Origin of the sequence: Bradyrhizobium sp. SZCCHNRI3052 (assembly GCF_032484895.1) — a bacterium.
GTDB lineage: Bacteria > Pseudomonadota > Alphaproteobacteria > Rhizobiales > Xanthobacteraceae > Bradyrhizobium.
In genome coordinates, this window is the sequence record NZ_JAUETW010000002.1 from 732937 (window position 1) to 752666 (window position 19730).

Here is a 19730-nt window from a genome sequence, read left to right on the forward strand (position 1 = left end):
CCGGGATCGTGATCACCAACCACGGGGCCCCCGAGGGAGTACGGCCATGGATCAGGCGCACATCGCCAATATCGCGAGCACGCTGCCGGAGGCGTTGTCGCCCTGGACCATGTTCATGCAGGCCGACATCGTCGTGAAGTCGGTGATGATCGGGCTGGCGCTGGCTTCAGTCGCAACCTGGACCGTTCTGGTGGTGAAGACGATCCAGCTCCGCGCGGCGCTGCGCACCTCGCGCAGCGCGCTCGGCATCGCGATGGCCGCGCGCGCGCTGTCGGATGCGACGGGACGCATTTCCGCCGACGACGGTGTGGTCGGACGGCTGCTGGCCGTCGCCGATAACGAAATCGACAAGTCGCGTGGCCTCCCCGCCGATGGCATCAAGGAGCGTGTCTCCTGGCAGTTCGAGCGGATCGAGGCGGCGGCGGTGGCGCGCATCGGCCGCGGCATCGGCATTCTCGCCACGGTCGGCGCGGTCGGGCCGTTCGTCGGCCTGTTCGGCACGGTCTGGGGCATCATGAACAGCTTCATCGGCATCTCGCATGCGCATACGACCAACCTCGCGGTGGTGGCGCCGGGCATCGCGGAGGCGCTGCTCGCCACCGCCTTCGGCCTCGCCGCGGCGATTCCCGCGGTCGTGATCTACAACCTGTTCGCGCGTGCCACCGGCGGCTATCGCGCCGTCATCGCCGATGCATCGGTGGCGGTGATGCGCCTGCTCAGCCGTGATCTCGACCGGCAGCACGCGGGGCCCACAGAGGTGCGGCGCAGCGCCATCCGCGCGGTCGACGCGCCGCTGCTGTCGATCGCCAATCCGGCGGAGTGAGCCATGGCCGTCAAGCTTGCCCGGCGCCCCGACGAGTTCGAGGAGACGCACGACATCAACGTGACGCCGTTCATCGACGTCATGCTGGTGCTCCTGATCATCTTCATGGTGGCGGCACCGCTCGCCACGGTCGACGTCCCGGTCAACCTGCCGGTGATCTCGGCCGAGCCGCAGCCGCGCGCGGAGACGCCGGTCTTCGTCACCTTCAAGGCCGACCGCTCGCTCGCCGTTGGCGACCAGAGCGTGGCGCAGGCCGACATCGCCGCTTCGCTCGATGCCGCCACCAAGTCCGATCACGAGCAGCGCGTGCTGCTGCGCGCCGATCAGACGCTGCCCTATGGCGAGGTGATGGCGCTGATGAACACGTTGCGCCGCGCCGGCTACACCAAGGTCGCGCTCGTTGCCCTGGAAGACCGGGGCGCGCAGTGAGCGTTCTGACGCTCGATCCGTTCGAACACGAGCAGCGCCGGGAGCGGACGCTGTGGACCATCGCCGCGCTGGTGGTGGGCGGGCTGCACGTCGGGCTCGCCGTCGGCTATCTGCTGCTGCGTCCCGCGCCGCAGGGGCGTGCCCAGGCGCCGGCCTTCGACGTCGTGTTCACCCCGGCGGTGGTGAGCGAGCCGGCGCCGACGGCGCAGGATGCGCCGGCGTCCGAGCCGCCGCCGGTGGAGCCGCCAAAGGATGAGCCGGTGAAGGACGACCCGGTCGCGCGCGAGGCCGTCGCTGAGCCTGTCCCGGCTCCCTCCGAGCCGGAGCCGGTGCCGGATGTCGTTCCCTCGCCGGAGCCCGCGCCACAGGTCGCCCTCGCGCCCGAGCCGCCGCGTGCAGACGATGTCGTCTTGCCGCCGCCGCCACCACCGAAACCGATCGAGGCGAAACCGCCGGAGCCGAAGCCCGTTCCCGTGCCCGAGCGTGTCGAGCGCAAGCCGGTGGAGAAGAAGGAAACGAAGGAGAGGGCCGAGAGGAAGCCCGCATCGCCGAAGCCGGCTGCGGCGCCGGCGGCCCGGCCTTCACGTGTCGCGTCGGCGCCCAATCCCGGCGAGGACAGCGTCGGGGCGCGCGAGGGCCAGGCCAGTTGGAACGCCGAGGTGGTGGCGCAGATCCGCCGCGCCGCGACCTATCCCTCCGACGGCAATGGCGCGAGCGGCACCGTCATGCTGAACGTCGTGATCGATCGTAACGGCCGGCTGCTGTCGCGGCGGCTCGCTGGAAGCTCGGGCTCGCCGGCGCTGGACCGCGCGGCGATGGGCATCATCGAACGCGCCGCGCCGTTCCCGCGCTTTCCGCCGGCGATGGCTCAGGCGCAGGTCTCGCGCACGGTCCCTCTCCATCTGAGGCCGCGCTGAGCGCGGCGCCATCCAGGGCGATATCGGTGCCGCCGCGTGCCGCTTATTTGCTGCACTCGGTCAGATCCGTATCGCGCACGACGAACTGCGCGCCTTCCTTGAGTTCGATGTTCTTGGCGACGCAGGTGCGGCCGCCCTTTTCGGACAGCTTGATGTCGTAGCGGCCGGACTTCACGCCGACCAGCGTCATGCGCTCATTGTGGTCGACCTCGCCCTCGTCGTCGTTCTTGCACTGGTCGGCGCCCCAGGTTTTGGTGCCGGCGGCCGCCAGGTACATTTTCACGATGGTCTGGCCGGTGCGGTTGAGGAAGCGCGGGCCGTCCTCGGCGGACGCGGCGGAGCCGGCCAGCATGAGAAGCGCGCAGGCGGTGACGAGGCGACGCATGACGAGTGTCCTTTTCTTATGATTGGTCATGGGATGAGGGCGCGCGGGGTCAGAAATCCTTGCCGATGCTGGTCTTGACGGCAAGGCCGCGCGAGGCGTTGGTCAGGCCGTAGCCGACGCCGAAGCTGAATTCGAAGCCCTTGAAGCGGGTGTCGGCGACTGCGTAGAGCGTCTGCATCTGCTGATTCCAGGGCAGGATGTAGCCGAACGGTCCGAGATTGGAGAAATGCTCGATACCGACGGTCCAGCGATCGCTGAGGCGCTTGACGAAGCGCACCGAGGGCTCGAAGGCCGAGCCGGCGCCGTCGATGCCGAAGGTCATGTTCGCGTTGAAGATGAGCTGATAGTCGTTGGGCAGGTTGACGCCGATGATCGGCGTGAACATCTGCGCCACCCGCGGCGTGGCCTCCTGCACGAAACGCGGCGCGCCGGGCTGGCCGGCGCCGGCCTTGTTGGCGACCCACAGGTCCGGTGTCAGGCCGCCCTGCGGCGCCAGGATGGTGCGTGACACCAGGCCGAGGAAGACGGTGCGCTCGAGCCGGTCGCCCTGGATGAAGGTCTGGCGAATGGTGACGCCGCCGGACTGGAATGAATAGCCGGGCACGCCATTGTCCATCACGTTGCCCAGCGCCATCGGCACATTGGTGCGGGCAAAGGCGTAGGGCGAGGTCAACGCGATCTCGTACCATTCGGTTGGCGAGTAGCCGATCTCGGTCTCGCCGGTGACCGCACGCTGCGGCACGCGGCGTCCGCCGTTCTGTTGCGGATTGAAGGTTGTCAGATAGCCGAAGCGCTGTTCGACCTGAAAATGTCCGGGCGAGGCGGGGTCATTGCCCTGGATCTCCTCGGCCGCTGCACCGAACGGCGCGAGCACGAGAGCACCGGCAGCCATGTACAATCGCGATCGTCTTTTTGTACTCCTGGCGATGCCGTTCGGCTGCATGTCCCCGCGCTCCCTTCAACTAATGAGCTAACGAGTCGGCTGGGCGAAAACATGCGGGCCTGTCGGCTGAAAGATGACGCGATCGGGAAACGATCAGTCGTCGAATGCCGCAATTGCTCCGGCCCTTGCTGTTTCGATGAGGAATAGGGATGTTTTGGCAAGTCGAACGGGACATTTTGACCGGGACAATATGGCGGCCATTTCGCGAGTGAATCTCAACGCGGTGATGAATGTGGCGTGCTGCTAACACATTGAGGTCATAGAGCGAGGAAAACATGTGTTGCAGCATGCATTGCTGATCGCCGGATCAGCCAGAGAATGGACACGCCCGTGCTTCACACACCCGGTCATCGTCGCCGCTTGTCCGCTCGGCCGATGCGGCTTGGACTGGCGCTCACACTGCTTCTGTCCACGCTGCTGCCGGATGGACGCGCCTTCGCGGAGGAGCCGCTGCGGGATCAGCTGGAAGCCTGGTGGAATCAAACCCAGGCCGGCAAGAGAGATCAGGTTGGGCAAGTCCGACAGGCGTCATCGGGGAGCGGTGCCAGAACCGCAAGGCATGTCGCCAAGCGCGGACGCCACGTCGCCAATGCCCGCGCCGAGGCAGGAGGAGGTGTCTTCGACCACGATAGCGGTCCGCGTCGTGACCGTCCGGGGAGATATTTTCTGCACGGACCGAGGTTCTAGTCCCGACGCTCTTGCGGGAATTTCCCGGGCGTCGCGTTCTTGCACTTGCGAAATGACAAGGCCTCCCATAGGTCAAAGCGATGTGTGGCGCGTTGCCGGTGAAACCGCCGACGCTCGCATACGTTGTTTTCGTGCCCTTCATCGCCGCCCCTCGGACGGCGGAGACAAAGGATCAATTCGATGAATTGGAAACTGATGATGACCGCCGCTGCCGTCGGCATCGCCGCGATCGTCGGCACGTCGACGATCGCTGTCAGTGCACCGGCCCGTTCCAAGCTGCTGATCTCGATCGACCCCGACAAGGACGGCACCGCCGACATGAACGAGGTCCGCACCGCCGCCGGCGCGCTGTTCGATCGTCTCGATCGCGACCACGACGGCACGCTCGACGCCAAGGAGCTGCGCGGCCGCGTTTCGGCCAAGGATCTCAAGGCCGCTGATCCCGACAATGACGGCACGCTGACCAAGGACGAGTATCTCGCGCTGGTGGAAGGCCGCTTCAAGGCGGCCGATCCGGACGGTGACGGCACGCTCGATTCGAAAGAGCTGAAGTCGGTGGCCAAGCTGCTGAAGTGAGACATCGGTCCGCACTGGACCGACGCGACATAGACATGAGCCCGAGGGCCTGTGACGGGAGACCGTCGCAGGCCCTCGTCTTTCAGGCGGATGCTCGTGGCGGGCCGGCAGGAAGGCGATTGGCCCTCACATGCTTGGGCGGGACATTTCCACTGCGAGGCGAACCAGGTCGGGCAGGCTGCGGGCCCCGAGCTTCTGACGCAGCCGGTAGGTCAGGTTGATGACGGTCTTGTAGCTGATGCCGAGATGGTCGGCGATCGCCTGATAGGATTTCGCCTGGGCCAGCAGCGCAAGGGCCTGGCGCTCGCGCGGGGTCAGCGCAGGGGCCGCCATGCCGTCCGGGTCGGCACGGAGCAGGGCGATGCGGGTGGCGAGCTGCGGATCGAGATAGGTGCCGCCGGCTCGAACCTGCTCCAACGCCTTGGGCAGCTCGTGCGGCGGCGCGTCCTTCAGCAGATAGCCGCTGGCGCCGGCGTCGATCGCCGAGCGGACGATGCGCGGATCGGCATGCATGCTGAAGACCAGGATCCGGGCGCGGGGATCGTGCGACCGCATGCGTTCGATCAGATTGATGCCGCCGAGCTCCTGCCCGTGCAGGCGCAGATCGACGATCGCGACGTCCGGCCGGTCACGAACATAGGCGTCGTACCCGCTGTCGGCATCGTGTGCCTCGGACAGCGCGCGGATACCGGCTTCGTTCAGCAGCCAGCGGCAGGCCGTGATCACGACCGGGTGGTCATCGACGAGCAGAACGCGATACATCCGATGAAGGTCTTGCCCTTATGGCGCCGACGGCGCCGATGCTTTCTCTACCATGTGAGTTCCCTTGCAAACCAGGATCGGGTGCAACAGTGCGGCCGAGGCTGGGAGATAGCTCGGCGAATCGATCGCCACTTTCCGGATCCGGGAAGATTGTCCCTAGGGGCCGAAGAATATTGCCCGTTGCGACGAACTGGAGGGCTGTTTACGAATGTTAACGTTCGTAGACGGGTAAATCGGCCAGTTCTGGTGCGGGTAAAGGCTCAGGGGCGTGGGCTGTTGCCGGAACCGGTCGACAAGAAACTGGGGGACGTCTTGACCAGACTGTCGGCGCTGAAGAGCGCGCTTCTCGCGACCTGTGCGTTGCTGCCTGCGGCTGCGTTCGCGCAGCAAACCCTGCAGACCATCGAGGTGGTCGGCGTCTCGCCCGTTCAGGGCAGCGAGATCGCGAAGGACAAGATTCCTTCCAATGTCGAAACCATCGGGGCGCGGGAGCTCGACCACAGCCGCGCGCCGACGCTGCTCGACAGCATCCTGCAATCGGTGCCCGGGGTCTCCCTCAGCGACCAGACCGGGAACGCGTTCCAGCGCGACTTGAATTATCGCGGTCAGACTGCCTCGCCGGTGCTCGGGACGCCGCAGGGCATCGCCGTCTACCAGAACGGCACCCGCATCAATGAGGCCTTCGGCGACGTCGTGAACTGGGACCTGATCCCGGAAATGGCGATCGCACGCATGACCCTGATGCCGAACAATCCGCTGTTCGGCCTCAACGCCACCGGCGGTGCGCTGTCGATCGAGATGAAGAACGGCTTCAACTACCAGGGCGGGGAAGCGCAGTTGTTCGGCGGCTCGTTCGGCCGGATCCAGTCGGGCGCTCAATACGGCTGGAACAACGGCACCTACTCGGCCTATATCGCGGCGGAAGGCGCCTATGACCGCGGCTGGCGCGACTACTCGTCGGCCTCGCAGATCCGGCGCATGTATGCCGATTTCGGCGCGCGCGGCGACAACACCGAATTCCATCTCTCCTTCACCGGTGCCGACAACAAGCTCGGCTCGGTCGCCGCGACACCGATCGAGATGCTGAACCAGCGCTGGTCCAGCGTCTATACCTGGCCCCAGTCGCTGCATCTGCAGATGCAGATGGTGCAGGCGAGCGCAAAGTGGACGCCGACCGACACGCTGTCGATCCAGGCCAACGGCTATTACCGCAACTACAAATCCGCGCGCGTCGATGGCAATAGCACCGAAGTGCGGGACGGGGGCGGCGTGTTCGTCCTTGAGGACGCCGCGGGGACCCCGTGGGACATCAACCGCAACGGCCCAACCGCCAACACGCTGGCCGCCGATGCGGCGCTCGGCCAGATCGACCGCAATACCGTCAAGACCGACAGCTATGGCGGCTCGCTGCAGGCGACCTCAACGACGCAGCTCTTCGGCCATGACAACCACTTCGTCGTCGGCGCCAGCGTCGATCACGGCAATACCAACTTCCAGGCCACATCCGAGCTCGGCACCATCGACAACAACCTGTTCGTCACCGGCCTCGGCGTCTACATCGACCAGCCCAATGCCGGCCTCGCCCCGGTCAACCTGAATGCCAAGAACACCTATCTCGGCGTCTACGCGACCAACACCTTCGACATCACCTCGCAGCTCGCCTTGACCGCCGGCGGCCGTTTCAACTGGGCGCAGATCAACCTGCGCGACCAGACCGGCTTCGCGCCGCTGCTGAACAGCAACAACAATTTCCAGCGCTTCAACCCGGTGATCGGCCTGACCTACAAGATCACGCCTGACATGACCGCCTATGCCGGATACTCCGAAGCCAACCGCGCGCCGACGCCGCTCGAGCTCGGCTGCTCCGATCCGGCCAATCCCTGCCTGATCGACAACTTCCTGATCGCCGATCCGCCGCTCAAGCAGGTGGTGTCGCGCACCGTCGAAGGCGGCCTGCGCGGCGAGATTTCCGGCGGCCGCTCGGCCTACGCCGCCGATCTGCCGGCCTACCGCAAGGCCCCGATCAAATCGGCGGTCGATGATGGCTGGCGGCTGCGCTGGGGCCTCAGCCTGTTTCGTACCGAGAATTCCGACGACATCATCCAAGTCGTCGACCCGGCCAACCCGGTGCGCGGCTATTTCAAGAACGCCGGCACCACGCTGCGCCAGGGTGTCGAGGCCAAGCTCGACCTGGCCTGGAACCGGTGGACCGCCTACGCCAACTACACCTTCATCGACGCCACCTTCCGCAGCGCCTTCGACGTCAACGATCCGTTCCTGCGGGTGCCGGTCGGCGTCGTCTCCGGCAACCACATTCCCGGCATTCCGGCGCACCGCCTGAAGCTCGGCGCAGAATATGCCGTGACCGACGCCTGGAAGGTCGGGGCGAGCGTCAACTATGTCGGCAGCCAGTACCTGCTGCACGACGACACCAACGTCTACCCGAAGGTCCCGGCCTATTGGGTCGTGAACGTCAACACATCTTATCAGGTGACCAAGAACGTCGAGGTGTTCGGCCTGATCCAGAACCTGTTCAATCAGCGCTATTACTCGGCAGGTACCGTGTTCGACCCCGCCGGCTTCAACACCGCCGGTGGCGGAACGGCGTTCGCGCTGAACGATCCGCGTAGCATGGTTCCGGGGATGCCGCTCGCGGCCTATGCCGGCATCCGGGCGAAGTTCTGAGCTTCGCATCCTGACGACCATAGGCGCATCCGCGCCGCGCCACGGCAGCCCCCACCGTGGCAGGAAGGCCGGGAGAAATCCCGGCCTTCTTGTTGCTTGACTAAAAGCGTGACGTGTCTCCGCTGCCGTAGGGTGGGCAAAGGCGCGTGTGCGATACTGCATGTCACGAGCTCAACTCCACCGCGCGCCGTGCCCACCATTCCTTCCGCTTGCGCGGATGCACGGCGGGCACGTGACCGCCCTGCGGGCAGCTGCTTTGCTCACCCTACGCAACCGGTATGAATCGTCGATGAGTCTGCTCACGATGGATTTTGGGCAATTATCCCGCTGACCTCGTGAACGAGATCGCTGTGCGCCTGTGGAATTTACGAAGCATCGCGATTAGTTGCTGACGGCTTCCGCCAACTACGAACTTCCGCCACAGAACCCGACCAGCTATTGCGCATCGTATCGAGCAGCGAGGTGGTGCACATGAGCCGTAGATCTTCAAGCCTTGTATCGATCATCGCGTCATCGATGGATGCCGTTCACCGGCCCCACGTGCCTCCTTGGATACGAGCGACAATCTCTGTCGTGCTTCTCGCTGGCAGTCTGGGGGCGCATTCTCTGCTGCTTGGCGATGCGGCGGCGCGCGATCTCGATGGGCGTTACGCCAATTCTCCGCTCAAGGGCTGGTTCGAGAGTTTGCGTTCGGGCAAGGGGCCGTGCTGCTCGGATGCGGATGGCACCGCGCTCTCGGACACGGATTGGGACACGAAGGATGGCCGCTACCGTGTTCGCATTGAAGGCCAATGGTGGGTCGTTCCGGAGGAGGCCGTGGTGACCGAGCCCAATCGCGCCGGCCGGACGATGGTATGGCCCGTGTATTATCGCGAGCTGAATACGGGCCTGCGCATCGATGTGCGGTGCTTCCTGCCCGGCAGCATGATGTAGGTGGGGATGTGCCGGATCGCAGAAGCGCAGGGTGGGCAAAGGCGCGAAGCGAGATGTTGCGACAGGCGCGGCCTCTCGTGCGCCGTGCCCACCGCTCCCTCCGCTCTCGCGGAGGCATGGTGGGCACGCGGCCGCCCTGCGAGCGGCTGCTGTGCCAACCCTACGTGATGGCGACTACTCCGCCGCTTGCGCCGCCTTCAGCGTCGGATAGTCGGTGTAGCCCTTCTCGCCGCCGCCATAGAGGGTGGCGCGGTCGAGCTCGTTGAGCGGCGCGCTGACCTTGAGCCGCTCGACCAGATCCGGGTTGGCGATGAACGGCCGGCCGAAGGCGATCAGGTCGGCCGCGTTGGCATCGAGCTGTTTGTTCGCGAGCGCGAGGTCATAGCCGTTGTTGGCGATGTAGGTGCCCTTGAAGCGCTTGCGCAGCGACGCGTAGTCGAACGGCGCAACGTCGCGCGGGCCGCCGGTCGCCCCCTCGATCACGTGGATGTAGACCAGATTCAGCGCCGCGAGCTGGTCGACGATGTAGTCGAACAGCGCCTGCGGATTGGAATCCGAGATGTCGTTGGCCGGCGTCACCGGAGATAGCCGAATGCCGGTCCTGTCGGCGCCGATCGCCTCCGACACGGCCTTGGCAACCTCGAGCATCAGCTTTGCGCGGTTCTCGATCGACCCGCCATAGGCGTCGGTGCGCTTGTTGGCGCCGTCCTTGGCGAACTGGTCGAGCAGATAGCCGTTGGCGCCATGGATCTCGACGCCGTCGAAGCCGGCCTCGATCGCATTCAGCGCTGCCTGCTTGAACGCCGCGACGATGCCGGGAATTTCCGCGAGCTCGAGCGCACGTGGCGTCGAGACGTCGGTGAACGCGCCGCCGACGAAGGTCTTGGTCTTGGCCGCGATCGCCGAGGGCGCGACCGGCGCACCGCCATTCGGCTGCAGCGAGACATGGGAGATACGGCCGACATGCCAGAGCTGGATGAAGATGCGCCCGCCCTTGGCATGCACCGCGTCGGTCACCTTGCGCCAGCCGGCGATCTGCTCCTTGGAGTAGATGCCAGGCGTGTCCTGGTAGCCCTGGCCCTGCTGCGAGACCTGGCTGGCCTCGGAGATCAGGAGGCCGGCGGAGGCGCGCTGGCTGTAATATTCGGCCGTCAGCGGACCCGGCGCGAGGCCGTCCACCGCGCGGTTGCGGGTCAACGGCGCCATCACGACGCGATTGGCGAGGGTGACCGGACCGAGCTGATATGGCGCGAACAGTTTGGATGCACTCATCGGGATCTTTCCAGGAGAGGGGAGGGGATCGTGGTCAGTTGTGCATTGCCGCGAACAGCGCAATGCCGCGAGGTATCCGTCCGGCGCAGACGTGCCGCGCGATGGAGCGGCCGCAACGGGCCATCCGTTGGATAGCCTGTCGCAATAGACGAAAGGGATCAGGCGACGCCCAGGAAGTCCCGCTTGCCGATTTCGACGCCGTTGTGGCGGAGGATGCCGTGGGCGATCGCGGCGTGGAAATAGAAGTTCGGAAACGAGACGCGGTTGACGAAGTCCTGCCCCTTCAGGGTCAGCGTGGTGTTGGGCCCGCTTGGAAAGGTGACGTCGCGGCTATCGGCCCCTTCGAACTGCGCCGGCTGGAACGTCTTCAGGTAATCGATGGTTCTGGCAAGCCGCTGGCGAAGCTCGGCGAACGTCGTCTCGGTGTCGGGCGTGCTCGGGACCTCGCTATGGGAAAGCCGCGCGCAGCCCTTGGCGGCGAAGTCGCAGGCGAGCTGGATCTGCTTGGAGAGCGGCAGCATGTCCGGATACAGCCGTGCGCCGAGCAGCACCTCGGGGGCGATCTTTTTGGCTTCGCAATGGGCCTCGGCCTTGCTGAGCAGGCCGGACAGGCTGCCGAGGATCTGGAGGTAGGCCGGCACGGTCGAATCGTAAAAGGACATGATGCTCTCTTTTGGCAGGAGACGTCGCGACGAAAGCGCGCGCCCTCGGAGATGGGGCGGCGTCCAAGAGAATGCAACTGCATCTTTCTGGTTTTTGCGGTCGCCGTGCATTCCAGTCGTTCACGCTGAGGTCACGGCGATTGTGGACGCGTCCCCTGGAGGATTTCCCCAAGCCGTGGCCGAAATGCCGGATCGAGGTCGTGGAGAACGACGAGCCTGGGTGGCCGAACAGGGTCAGGATGAAGATCGGCGCTACAAGCCAAATTGGGCTTCAATTGTCCGTCTGCTCGCGCTTTTGTCCTGAGCGATCATCTGGCCGTCCAATTCCAAGGTGATAAATTGGAATAGCGAAGAGCGGACGACACGGTCGCATGAAGTCGGACAATAAGTCATCTGCAATCGAGAGACGAGGAGCGCCGCGCGATGATGTCGGCTCACCTACCGTGTCGCTGTCGCTGAAGCCGGCGCCGCCTGCGCCCGCGGCGTGCCCCGCATGCGTACGAGCAGTTCCGCCGTCGGCCAGGAATCGGCCGGCAGCCCGAGCCGCAACTGCATCGTTTTGACCGCGATGCGGCTCTGCTGGCCGAGCACGCCGTCGACCTTGCCGACGTCGAAACCGGCCTTTACCAGGAGCTGCTGCAGCTCCTTGATCTCGTTGAACGGCAGTTGCGCGACTGGGCCGCTGGCTTTGCGCATCGGCGCCGCGCCGGCGATGCGGGTGGCGAGATAGGCCGCGGTGGTCGAATAGATTAGCGAATTGTTCCACTCGGTGTAGGCGGCGAAATTGGCATAGGCCAGGAACGCCGGGCCGTTGCGGCCCATCGGCAGCAGCACCGAGGCTTCGAGCGCATCGTTCGGCAGCGGTCGGCCGTCGGCATAGGTCACGCCGAGGCCGGCCCATTTGCTGCGCGGCGCCTTGACGGTGAGATCGGCCTGCTCCCACGGAAACGCCTGGGGCACGCGGATCTCCTCCAGCCACGGCTCGCCGCGGCGCCATTTCAGTCCGGTCGCGATGTAGTTCGCGGTCGAGCCGATCACGTCGGGCGCGCTGCGCAAGAGGTCGCGGCGGCCATCGCCGTCATAGTCGACGGCATAGGTGACGTAGTGGGTCGGCAGGAACTGCGTCTGACCGAGCTCGCCGGCCCATGAGCCGATCATCTCCTCCGGCGCGAGATCGCCGCGGTCGATGACCTTCAGCGCGGCGATGGTCTCATTCTGGAAGCGCTCGCTGCGGCGGCAATCATAGGCCAGCGACACCAGCGACGGCAGCACCGGCAAATTGCCCATGTTGGCGCCGAAATCGCTCTCCAGGCCCCAGAACGCGGCGATGACCGCCGGGGGCACGCCATACTCCTTCTCAGCGCGCGCGAACGCTGCCGCATGCATCCGGATGTGCTGCTGGCCGTTCTGCATCCGGTAGGGCGCGGCCATCCGGCCGGCGAACTCGGTGAACAGTTGGCCGAACACCCGCTGGCCGCGGTCGCGATTGACGATGCCCTGGTTGTAGGTGAGGTACGGCGAGGCGGCCGCGATCGCGCGCTGCGACACGCCTTCGGCAATGGCGCGTTGCTTCAGCTCGGCGAGAAACCGGTCGAAGCTCTGGCCGTTATGGCAGGCCGCGGCGCGCATCGATGGCGCCGGCTTCGGACGTGGTGCGGCCGCCTCCGGCGCCATTTGCGCCGCGGCGCTGACAACCAGCGTGAACGAGGTTGCGAGCGCGCTGAAGGTGACGCGCAAGGCAGTCGAAGAGCTTCGCATCCGGTCTCACCGATGGCTGTCAGGTCGTTGTCCAGCCATCGATATCCGATGCGGGGGGCGGGAGGGAAGGGGCAGGGGCGAACAGCGAATGGCGAATGGGAAACGGCAAGAACCCTATTCGCTACTCGCCCTTTCATCCCACCTTCGCCAGCGCCGCCTGGGCCTCGCTCTGGATCCGCTTGAGATGCTCGGCGTCGCGAAAACTCTCGGCATAGAGCTTGTTGACGTCCTCGGTGCCGGAGGGGCGCGCCGCGAACCAGCCGTAGTCGGTCTCGACCTTGATGCCGCCGAACGACTGGCCGTTGCCCGGAGCCTTCGTATGCACCATGCGAACGGGATCGCCGGCGAGCTCCTTCAGGTTCAGCATTTCCGGCGTCAGCGCCTTCAGCGCCGCCTTTGCCGGCGGGCTCGCCGGCACGTCGATGCGCTCATAGACCGGCGCGCCGAGCTCGGCCGTCAGCTCCTTGTAGAGCTCGCTCGGGTCACGGCCGCGCCTGGCCATGATCTCGGCCGCGAGCAGCCCGAGGATCAGGCCGTCCTTGTCGGTGGTCCACACCGTGCCGTCGCGCTTCAGGAACGAGGCGCCTGCGCTCTCCTCGCCGGCGAAGCCGAAGCTGCCGGAGCCGAGGCCCTCGACGAACCATTTGAAGCCGACGGGGGTTTCGACGAGCTTGCGGCCGAGCTTGCGCGCGACGCGGTCGATCATCGAGCTCGACACGATGGTCTTGCCGATCGCGGCATCGCTTCGCCAACCGGGCCGGTGAGCGAACAGGTAGGAGATCGCCGTCGCCAGATAGTGGTTGGGATTCATCAGCCCGCCCGAGCGGGTGACGATACCATGGCGGTCGGCGTCGGTGTCGTTGGCAAACGCGACGTCGAAGCGCTCGCGCATGCCGATCAGGCTCGCCATCGCGTAGGGCGAGGAGCAGTCCATGCGGATCTTGCCGTCCCAGTCCGCGGTCATGAAGCGGAAGGTGGGATCGACGACGTCGTTGACGATTTCAGCGTTGAGACCGTAGCGCTCGATGATCGGCGCCCAGTAGGCGATCGCCGCGCCGCCGAGCGGATCGATGCCGATCTTGATCCCGGCCGCCTTGACGGCGTCGAGATCGACGGTGTTGGCGAGATCGGCGACGTAGGGCGTGATGTAGTCGTAAGCGTGCAACGAGCCGCGCTGCTTGGCCTGGCTGTAGCTGATGCGCGATACGCCATCGAGGTCGTTGGCCAGATACACATTGGCCTGCCGCTCGATCTCGGCCGTCGCGTCGGTGTCGGCGGGGCCGCCATGCGGCGGATTGTATTTGTAGCCGCCATCCTCCGGCGGATTGTGCGACGGCGTGATGACGACGCCGTCGGCGAGATGCGCCGTGCGGCCCTTGTTGTAGGAGATGATGGCGTGCGAGATCACCGGCGTCGGCGTGTAGCCGCCGTCCTTGTCGACCATCACCTCGACGCCATTGGCGCCGAACACTTCGAGCGCGCTGGCAAGCGCCGGCTCGGCCAGCGCGTGGGTGTCGATGCCGACGAAGAGGGGGCCGTCGAGGCCCTGCTGGCGGCGGTAGTCGCAGAGCGCCTGGCTGGTGGCGAGAATGTGGTTCTCGTTGAAGCCGGTCTTCAACGACGAGCCGCGATGCCCCGACGTGCCGAAAGCGACGCGCTGGGTCGGCTCGTGCGGGTCGGGCTTCAGCGCATAATAGGCCGTGATCAGCCGCGGAATGTTGGCGAGCGCGGCATTGGCGATCGGCTTGCCGGCTGCGGGGTCTGTCTTGGCCATGGAGCATCCTTCGCAAGTTCGAGAAACATCTGCGGCGGCGCTTCGTTCCGCCGCGGCGGGCGCAGGGAACGCGGGGCGTCGCGACGAACCTGCCGCAACATGGCGGCGCGCGGTGATCCGATCAACGGAATTCGTGCACGCCCCCCGCGGCGGCGTGAAGTCTATTTGATATCCGCTGAGGGAATGCCGGATTCTCGCGGCCGAGGCCGGCCAATGTCGCCGCCTTGTGCGCGCGACATTAACCACGCCTCACTGAGTCCGCGTGCCGGGACCGGCGCTTAAGCCTGAGTTTAACGGATGGCCGTTGAAATAGCAGGCCGGAGCAGAGGCGCGTCTCGTGCGCGGGAGAGTCGTCAGGAGCGGAAAAGTGAGAGCGCTTTGTCTCGGCGCGTTGGCCGTCGTTTCAACCTTGGCCCTGGCCGGCTGCAGCCACCAGGTGACGCCGCAGGTGGCCTCGCCTTGCGTCGATCTGAGCGGAAGGCCCTGCGTGGACGGTCCCGTCGCCGACCAGTCGCCGCAATCATTGGAGCCTGCCGACACGATCCACAAGCCTGCAGCCGCGGTCGCGCGCCGCGCGACTCTGCAGCACAAGCACGCCCGCGCCGCAAAGCGCCGGGTCAAGTCGCCAATCGCCACCGCCAAGACGATTGAAAAGCCGATTGAAAAGGCGATTGACAAGCCGATCGAAAAGCCGCTCGCGGCGCCGGCGCGCACGCCGCGGCCCGATCCGGTCGCGCCGGCTGACGGCCCGCCCGCGCCGGTGATCAAGACCCCCTCCGTCACGACGGATATGCCGAATCCGGCCAAGGTCCAGAGCGACGTCATGGTGGCTGCGGTGACGGTGGCGGCCGAGCTGGCCGAGCGGATGACCGCGCTGCGTGTCCCAGAGGGGCCCGCCGACAGTCATCTCGTCGCGGTGCTGCTGGCGCGTCCCACCGTGCGCGGATTGGGCGATCTCAGCGGCAAGGTGATCGCGATCGACGAGCGCTACGCCAAGTCCAACGCGAAGATCACCGCGGCCATGAATGCGGCCGGTGCGACGGAGGTGCTGCTGCTGGAAGGGCAGGCCACCGCGATCACCCGGTTGAACAATGGCGAGGTGAGCGCGGCCGTGGTGGCCCTGGTCTCGCCGGAGGCCGCGGAGGCGTTTCCGAAGGTCGCGGGCTTTCGCCTGTTCTCTGTCGTCCTGAAGCCGTAGCTTCAGGACGCTTTGTCACAGGCCGGCTAGGTCGCGGCGGTGCTGCGCGACGGCCGCGGCAGCGCCGCGCCCTTCACGGCCGCGATTCCCCTGGGAAAGCCGCTGCGGTCGCTATAGAGGCGCTTGCGGCCGCGCCGCGGATCGTGCTGCCTCTTGACGTCCTGGGCGCACATGTAGTCCAGCGCCGTGATGCCTCCGACCATGACCAGCGCCGCCAGCACGCTGCCCGCGCGCGGATTGCTCGGCCTGAGCTCACCGGCCAGCGTCAGCATGTCCAGCCCGTCGCCGGCGACGCGGCTCAGCAGGCCGGCCCGCTTCTCCACCGACAGCGTGAGCACGCCGGCGAACAGCTCGCGCACGCCATAGGCCCGCACCAGTCCCTCGCGGCCCTCCATGCCGAGCGCATGCGTGACGCGGTGCGGCGCCAGCAGCTCCAGCGTGCCGAGCACGATGCTGAACCAGCCGAGCCCGCGGGCCAGACGATCGGCCGGCGTCAGCGAGCTGGGGCCGGTCGAGATGATCTTGGGGTCGCCCTTGGATCTCACGAGATTCGAGAAATGAAACATGCGATGCGATCCCTTATGGCTTCAGCACGACCTTGACGCAGCTGTCCTGCTTGTCGCGGAAGGCGCGGTACATCTCAGGTCCCTGCGCGAGCGGCACGGTGTGGGTGATGACGAAGGACGGGTCGATCTGGCCATCCTCGATGCGCTGCACGAGGTCGTCCGTCCAGCGGTTGACGTGGGTCTGGCCGGTGCGGATCGTCAGGCCCTTGTTCATCAGCGCGCCCATTGGCACCATGTCGGACAGCCCGCTGTAGACGCCGGGGATCGAGACGATGCCGCCGGGACGGCAGACATAGATGATCTCGCGCAGCACGTGCGGCCGGTCGTTCTCGAGCATGAACATCTGCTTGGCGCGATCGATCACGCTGTCGGGCTGCGCAAGGGTGACGTGGCTCTCGAAGCCGACGCAATCGATGCACTTCTCCGGGCCCTTGTTGTCGGTCAGCTCGTTCAGCCGCCCGACCACGCTCTCCTTGTCGAAATTGATGGGGATGGTGCCGCCGGCCTCGGCCATCGCCAGCCGCTCCGGAATGCGGTCGATCGCAATCACCTGGGAGGCGCCGAGCAGGATGGCGCTGCGGATCGCCATCTGTCCCACCGGGCCGCAGCCCCACACAGCGACCGTATCGTCCGGCTCGATGTCGCATTGCGCGGCTGCCTGCCATCCGGTCGGGAAGATGTCGCTGAGAAACAGCGCCTGCTCGTCCGTCATGCCGTCGGGAACCTTGATGTGCGTGGCGTCGGCGAACGGCACGCGCAGGTATTCGGCCTGGCCTCCCGGATAGCCGCCGGTGAGATGCGTGTAGCCGAACAGGCCCGCGGTGGTGTGTCCGAACACCTTCTCGGCGAGATGCTTGTTGCGGTTGGTGGTCTCACAAACCGAGAAATTGCCGCGCCGGCACTGCTCGCATTCGCCGCAGATGATGGTGAAGGGAACGACGATGCGGTCGCCCTTCTTGAGCTTGCCGTTGACGCCGGAACCGACCTCGACGACCTCGCCCATGGTCTCGTGGCCCATGATATCGCCGGGCATCATCGCCGGGATGTAGTTGTGGAACAGATGCAGGTCGGAGCCGCAGATCGCGCAGCTCGTCACCTTGATGATGGCATCCCGGTCATGCTCGATCTCGGGATCGCTGACGGTGTTGCAGCGAATGTCCTCTTTGCCATGCCAAACCAGCGCCTTCATACGGTCCTCCGGACAGAATGTTGCGGAGGCAAGTCGAAGGGCGCGGCGATGGTTGCTATCGAGCGCGGAATTTTCCGGAGTGGCGCGGCGTCCCGCGCTCGATGGCCGGCTCAGGCCTTCCGGGCGGCCTTCTTCGGCGCGGGCCTCGCAGGATCCCTCCTGGCAGCCTTGCCAGCCTGTTTGCCGCCTTGCGGCTTGGCCGCCGCACCGTCGGCCTTCTTCTCCGGCTGCTTGGTCTCCGGCTTCCTGGGCAGCTCCGCGGCGGCGGCCTGGCGCATCGCGCGAGCGTAGCTGTCGGCGACGTTGTCGGCGGAGATCAGGAGCCGTCGGGCAGCGGCATTGGCCTGCTCGACCGCCTCGCGGGCGAGCAGCTTGAAGCGCTCCTTGGCGTCCTTGTCCTTGGCCTTGACGGCCATGCCGTTGAAGCGGTCCTTGCGCTTCTTCGCCGCTGCCAGAATGGCCTTGTTCTGCTGCTTGGCCAGTTGCCGGATCACGGCATCAAGATCGGCATCCGCCATCGTCGTCCCCAACTCCCCCAGAGAATCAGCGCGCCCCGGCGCTGCAAACCGCGCGGACTATGCAATCGGTGCCGCCGCTTTGCAATCGGGGTACCAGAGGAGGGGTGCCGCGCCGATCAGGGGCGGCGGGCCGATGAGATCCGTCCGGCATTCGATGCCGGGGCCCGCCAAAAAAAAGCGTCCGCATGGCGGTCATGTCGCTCCGAGTGGTGCAACGGCACCGCAGAAAGGCCGCTTACGACAATCGGAAACGCAACGTAACCAATTCTCGGCAATTCCATCAATTCCAATGCAACGCTTGATCCGCAACATTCCCGGCAACATCACCGTGTTCGTTGGAGTGTGGCCGTGCTGGCCGGAAATAGATACCTCAGGCTATTGTCGCGGTTCCGTCGCGACCAGAGCGGCAACATCGCGATCATCTTCGCGCTTGCTTTGCTCCCGATCCTCGCCTTCGTCGGCTCGGCGATCGACTATTCGATGGCCGTGCGCGCCAAGGCGAAGCTGTCGGCTTCGATGGACGCCGCGATGCTGGCCGCGACCGGCTACACCGCCATGCGCGGCGCCGCGTCGGACGCCAAGACGGCGGCGACCAACATGTTCAACGGCCAGATGTCGGCGCACAATCTGGCGGCGGACTCGCTGAACATCGATATCAGCGATAGCGTCACCGCGCGGACCGTGACCGGCAGCGCCACCGTGGTGGTCAAGACGGCCTTCATGCACATGTTCGGCTACCCGACCATGACGGTCTCGGCCTCGTCGTCGGCTTCGGCCTCGTTCCCGACCTACATGGACTTTTACGTTCTGCTCGACAACTCGCCGTCGCAGGGTCTCGGCGCGACCACGGCCGACATGACGACGCTGCAGAATGCGACGTCCGACAAGTGCGCCTTCGCCTGCCACGACACCTATACGTCCAGCTCGAAGAAGACGCTGCAGACCAACAGTTATTATTCCATCGCCAAGAAGAAGGGCGTGACGATGCGCATCGACGTCGTCCGGAGCGCGACGCAGTCGCTCACGGACACGGCGACCGCCAGCCAGGTCGTCAGCAACCAGTACCGCATGGCGGTGTACAGCCTGGGCAGCGACTGCGGCTCGCTCGGCCTGACGACCATCGCCAGCCTGTCCTCGAGCATGTCCTCGGTGAAATCGTCGGTCGGTTCGCTCGACCTGATGACGATCCCCTACAGCGGCTACAACAACGACATGTGCAGCGATTTCGACGGTGCGATGTCCGCGATGAACGGCGTCATCCCGACCCAGGGCGATGGCTCGTCGACCAGCCCGCAGAAATGGCTGTTCTTCGTCTCCGATGGCGTCGCCGACTATTCCTATCCGACCACCTGCAGCAAGACAGTTCTCTCGGGCGGCCGCTGCCAGGAACCGCTGAACACGACGACCTGCGATGCGTTGAAGGCTCGTGGCATCAAGATCGCCGTGCTCTACACCACCTATCTCGCGATCACCAACAACAGCTGGTACACGACCTATATCGCGCCATGGCGGGATTCGATCAGCGGCATCATGAAATCGTGCGCCAGCCCGGGCTACTACTACGAGGTCGATTCGAGCGGCAGCATCGGCGCAGCGCTTACCGCGCTGTTCCAGCAGGCGATCGCATCGGCGCATCTGACCAAATAGGGCAGG

At 65.7% G+C, this 19730-nt stretch carries 18 protein-coding genes; 8 read left to right on the forward strand and 10 right to left on the reverse strand.

The features are described 5' to 3' along the window. Window positions 1-46: 46 nt before the first annotated feature. From exbB to QW887_RS08560, 3 genes are read left to right on the forward strand one after another with little or no spacing between them, the layout of a single operon-like run. The gene (gene exbB, locus QW887_RS08550) at window positions 47-823 is read left to right on the forward strand and encodes a tonB-system energizer ExbB (RefSeq protein WP_316194377.1); all 777 of its coding nucleotides are present in this window, start codon (window positions 47-49) and stop codon (window positions 821-823) included. A 3-nt stretch (window positions 824-826) separates the two neighbouring features. Then, window positions 827-1252: a TonB system transport protein ExbD gene (exbD, locus tag QW887_RS08555; RefSeq protein WP_316194378.1), complete on the forward strand. Its 426-nt coding sequence runs from the start codon at window positions 827-829 to the stop codon at window positions 1250-1252. Then, entirely contained in the window at window positions 1249-2169 is a 921-nt protein-coding gene (locus QW887_RS08560; protein WP_316194379.1) for a TonB family protein, read from the forward strand. Before exbD ends, QW887_RS08560 begins: the two co-directional genes overlap by 4 nt. A gap of 43 nt (window positions 2170-2212) precedes the next feature. On the opposite strand, the gene QW887_RS08565 is transcribed toward QW887_RS08560, so the two are convergent. After that, window positions 2213-2554 (reverse strand): hypothetical protein, encoded by a 342-nt coding sequence (locus QW887_RS08565; RefSeq protein ID WP_315717331.1) that lies wholly within the window; start codon window positions 2552-2554, stop codon window positions 2213-2215. 49 nt (window positions 2555-2603) lie between these two features. After that, the gene (locus tag QW887_RS08570) at window positions 2604-3446 is read right to left on the reverse strand and encodes a hypothetical protein (RefSeq protein ID WP_315717330.1); all 843 of its coding nucleotides are present in this window, start codon (window positions 3444-3446) and stop codon (window positions 2604-2606) included. A 957-nt stretch (window positions 3447-4403) separates the two neighbouring features. On the opposite strand from QW887_RS08570, the gene QW887_RS08575 reads away from it, so the two are divergent. Beyond that, the gene (locus QW887_RS08575) at window positions 4404-4760 is read left to right on the forward strand and encodes an EF-hand domain-containing protein (RefSeq protein ID WP_316171621.1); all 357 of its coding nucleotides are present in this window, start codon (window positions 4404-4406) and stop codon (window positions 4758-4760) included. Window positions 4761-4886: 126 nt separating this feature from the next. Here the strand turns inward: QW887_RS08575 and QW887_RS08580 are convergent, their stop codons facing one another. Further along, on the reverse strand, window positions 4887-5522 hold the full coding sequence (locus QW887_RS08580) for a response regulator transcription factor (RefSeq protein WP_316175830.1): 636 nt from the start codon (window positions 5520-5522) through the stop codon (window positions 4887-4889). Window positions 5523-5834: 312 nt separating this feature from the next. Here QW887_RS08580 and QW887_RS08585 point away from each other — a divergent pair, with 312 nt between their 5' ends. Further along, window positions 5835-8207 carry a TonB-dependent receptor gene (locus QW887_RS08585; protein ID WP_315717328.1) on the forward strand — a complete coding sequence of 791 codons (2373 nt, stop codon included), beginning with the start codon at window positions 5835-5837 and terminating at the stop codon, window positions 8205-8207. Between the two features lie 516 nt (window positions 8208-8723). Beyond that, window positions 8724-9140 (forward strand): hypothetical protein, encoded by a 417-nt coding sequence (locus tag QW887_RS08590; RefSeq protein ID WP_315717373.1) that lies wholly within the window; start codon window positions 8724-8726, stop codon window positions 9138-9140. Between the two features lie 174 nt (window positions 9141-9314). On the opposite strand, the gene QW887_RS08595 is transcribed toward QW887_RS08590, so the two are convergent. From QW887_RS08595 to pgm, 4 genes are all read right to left on the reverse strand, one after another. Further along, entirely contained in the window at window positions 9315-10412 is a 1098-nt protein-coding gene (locus tag QW887_RS08595; protein WP_315717327.1) for an alkene reductase, read from the reverse strand. A gap of 158 nt (window positions 10413-10570) precedes the next feature. Further along, window positions 10571-11074: a DUF1993 domain-containing protein gene (locus tag QW887_RS08600; RefSeq protein WP_315717326.1), complete on the reverse strand. Its 504-nt coding sequence runs from the start codon at window positions 11072-11074 to the stop codon at window positions 10571-10573. 438 nt (window positions 11075-11512) lie between these two features. Beyond that, window positions 11513-12748, reverse strand: a complete 1236-nt coding sequence (locus QW887_RS08605) for a lytic murein transglycosylase (RefSeq protein ID WP_315717372.1) — start codon at window positions 12746-12748, stop codon at window positions 11513-11515. 217 nt (window positions 12749-12965) lie between these two features. Next, window positions 12966-14606, reverse strand: a complete 1641-nt coding sequence (gene pgm, locus QW887_RS08610) for a phosphoglucomutase (alpha-D-glucose-1,6-bisphosphate-dependent) (RefSeq protein WP_315717325.1) — start codon at window positions 14604-14606, stop codon at window positions 12966-12968. A 367-nt stretch (window positions 14607-14973) separates the two neighbouring features. On the opposite strand from pgm, the gene QW887_RS08615 reads away from it, so the two are divergent. Beyond that, window positions 14974-15804, forward strand: a complete 831-nt coding sequence (locus tag QW887_RS08615) for a hypothetical protein (protein WP_315717324.1) — start codon at window positions 14974-14976, stop codon at window positions 15802-15804. A gap of 26 nt (window positions 15805-15830) precedes the next feature. On the opposite strand, the gene QW887_RS08620 is transcribed toward QW887_RS08615, so the two are convergent. From QW887_RS08620 to QW887_RS08630, 3 genes are all read right to left on the reverse strand, one after another. Further along, the gene (locus tag QW887_RS08620) at window positions 15831-16370 is read right to left on the reverse strand and encodes a hypothetical protein (RefSeq protein ID WP_315717323.1); all 540 of its coding nucleotides are present in this window, start codon (window positions 16368-16370) and stop codon (window positions 15831-15833) included. A 13-nt stretch (window positions 16371-16383) separates the two neighbouring features. Next, window positions 16384-17559, reverse strand: a complete 1176-nt coding sequence (locus QW887_RS08625; protein ID WP_315717322.1) for a zinc-dependent alcohol dehydrogenase — start codon at window positions 17557-17559, stop codon at window positions 16384-16386. 110 nt (window positions 17560-17669) lie between these two features. Beyond that, window positions 17670-18077, reverse strand: a complete 408-nt coding sequence (locus QW887_RS08630) for a hypothetical protein (protein ID WP_315717321.1) — start codon at window positions 18075-18077, stop codon at window positions 17670-17672. 348 nt (window positions 18078-18425) lie between these two features. Here QW887_RS08630 and QW887_RS08635 point away from each other — a divergent pair, with 348 nt between their 5' ends. Continuing rightward, entirely contained in the window at window positions 18426-19724 is a 1299-nt protein-coding gene (locus tag QW887_RS08635; protein ID WP_315717320.1) for a TadE/TadG family type IV pilus assembly protein, read from the forward strand. Window positions 19725-19730 lie beyond the last annotated feature (6 nt).

Excerpts from the sequence above, each read along its gene's own strand:
- QW887_RS08565 (WP_315717331.1), bottom strand. The coding sequence starts at position 2,554 with ATGCGTCGCCTCGTCACCGCCTGCGCGCTTCTCATGCTGGCCGGCTCC.
- QW887_RS08630 (WP_315717321.1), bottom strand. The coding sequence starts at position 18,077 with ATGGCGGATGCCGATCTTGATGCCGTGATCCGGCAACTGGCCAAGCAG.
- QW887_RS08590 (WP_315717373.1), top strand. The coding sequence starts at position 8,724 with ATGGATGCCGTTCACCGGCCCCACGTGCCTCCTTGGATACGAGCGACA.
- QW887_RS08625 (WP_315717322.1), bottom strand. The coding sequence starts at position 17,559 with ATGAAGGCGCTGGTTTGGCATGGCAAAGAGGACATTCGCTGCAACACC.
- QW887_RS08600 (WP_315717326.1), bottom strand. The coding sequence starts at position 11,074 with ATGTCCTTTTACGATTCGACCGTGCCGGCCTACCTCCAGATCCTCGGC.
- QW887_RS08605 (WP_315717372.1), bottom strand. The coding sequence starts at position 12,748 with ATGGCGCCGGAGGCGGCCGCACCACGTCCGAAGCCGGCGCCATCGATG.
- exbB (WP_316194377.1), top strand. The coding sequence starts at position 47 with ATGGATCAGGCGCACATCGCCAATATCGCGAGCACGCTGCCGGAGGCG.
- QW887_RS08620 (WP_315717323.1), bottom strand. The coding sequence starts at position 16,370 with ATGTTTCATTTCTCGAATCTCGTGAGATCCAAGGGCGACCCCAAGATC.
- QW887_RS08570 (WP_315717330.1), bottom strand. The coding sequence starts at position 3,446 with ATGGCTGCCGGTGCTCTCGTGCTCGCGCCGTTCGGTGCAGCGGCCGAG.
- QW887_RS08580 (WP_316175830.1), bottom strand. The coding sequence starts at position 5,522 with ATGTATCGCGTTCTGCTCGTCGATGACCACCCGGTCGTGATCACGGCC.
- exbD (WP_316194378.1), top strand. The coding sequence starts at position 827 with ATGGCCGTCAAGCTTGCCCGGCGCCCCGACGAGTTCGAGGAGACGCAC.
- QW887_RS08595 (WP_315717327.1), bottom strand. The coding sequence starts at position 10,412 with ATGAGTGCATCCAAACTGTTCGCGCCATATCAGCTCGGTCCGGTCACC.
- pgm (WP_315717325.1), bottom strand. The coding sequence starts at position 14,606 with ATGGCCAAGACAGACCCCGCAGCCGGCAAGCCGATCGCCAATGCCGCG.